The following is a 1,378-nucleotide window of genomic DNA, read 5'->3' on the forward strand; positions in this document are numbered from 1 at the left end:
CCCCCCCCCCCCCCCCCCCCGGGCGGTTCGGCAAGAAGCGGGTCGGGGCCCTACCTGGGCCCGCCCTTGCCCCCGCTGGCTCCGCGCGCCTGGCGGCGGACCCAGCGAGTTCTCGGGGTTGGTGCTCGGAAAGCCTTCCGGGCTACTGCGCAGAGGCCTTCTGGGTGACGTGCTCGGCCCACCAGACCTCGACGTCGTTCGCCCACGTCTCGAGGTCGGTGTCGATGCGGTCTCTCTCCACGCGCGGTGCCTGCTCGAAGGTCTCGGCCTCGATCGAGAGGACCAGGGTATCCTCGTCGACCACCCGCAGCTGGCTGGTATCGACCGGGGTATACTCCTCGCCGATACCAAGGAAGCCGCCAGTGCCGATCAGGACATAGCGGGCGCTGCCATCCGAGGAGATCATCACATCGTCGACGTCACCGATTGTCTCGCCGTCGATCCCGACGACCGAGTCGCCGATCAGCGAGCCGACCCGGTAGCGGCTGTCGACCTCCGACAGCGGCTTGGCGTTCTGCACGCGATCCCGGTATTCGGCGCGCTCCTCGTCGCCCATGGCGCCGGCCTCGGCACGCTGCTCACCGTACTCGCGGATGCCCTCGACGACAGACTCGCAGGCGTCTTCCATGCCGGCCTGGGCGAAGATCGTGGCGGCCTCGTGGAGCGTGCGGAGATGACGTCCGGGGACGACACGGCCCTCCTCGCCCATGCTCCGTTCGGCCTCGTTGAGCTCCTCCATGCAGGCCTCGGCGACTTGCGCCCGCTCGCCGGCACCGGCCATGCCGGCGCTGGTGCCGGCACTGCCAGCCGTCGCGCCGGTGGCAGTGGTGTTCGTGGTCGCGGCGCTATCGGACGCGGCCATGGCGCCGGCAGCGCCCAAGCTCAGGGCAATGACGGTGGTCGCGCTCAGCAGATGCTTGAATTTCATGTTAGGGAGAAGCCTCCAGTTCCTGGTGCCCCCACCGGAAAGTGCTGTCCCGATGAACGGAGCCCGGACCCTTCAGTTCCCGGCGGCCGGCCATTTACAGGGCCGTTTCAAAAAACAGGGCGGATCGAACAGAAAGTTGCCCGGCGCTGCTGAACCGAATGAGAGTCGGCGCGTTGTGAGGTTGTGCTGACGGACACGGCACCCCCGCCACCGCTCTCAAGTCCCCCCAATCCCCCCGAACGGTGGCGGGGCCGTCCGTTGGGACCCTCTTCCCTCCCCATAACTCTCGGCCGCCGGCGCAAGCCTTCGCGGTCGTTTTTTTCGCGTTCGCCGGATAGCCGCGTCGAGAACGGCCCGACCGGTGGCGGTCGGCATCCTTGGCGGGCGGGAGGAAGGGGTGGTGGAGCCGGACGGGATCGAACCGACGACCTCAGCAGTGCGATTGCTGCG

1 protein-coding gene is annotated in these 1,378 nt (G+C 68.5%); it reads right to left on the bottom strand.

The window, feature by feature from the left end; all coding sequences use genetic code 11:
• Window positions 1-142: 142 nt before the first annotated feature.
• A complete protein-coding gene (locus tag WD341_RS10250; protein WP_368425352.1) occupies window positions 143-928 on the bottom strand; it encodes a PRC-barrel domain-containing protein in 786 nt (261 codons plus the stop codon).
• Window positions 929-1,378 lie beyond the last annotated feature (450 nt).

The organism is Tistlia sp., assembly GCF_040905785.1.
Taxonomy (GTDB): domain Bacteria; phylum Pseudomonadota; class Alphaproteobacteria; order Kiloniellales; family DSM-21159; genus Tistlia.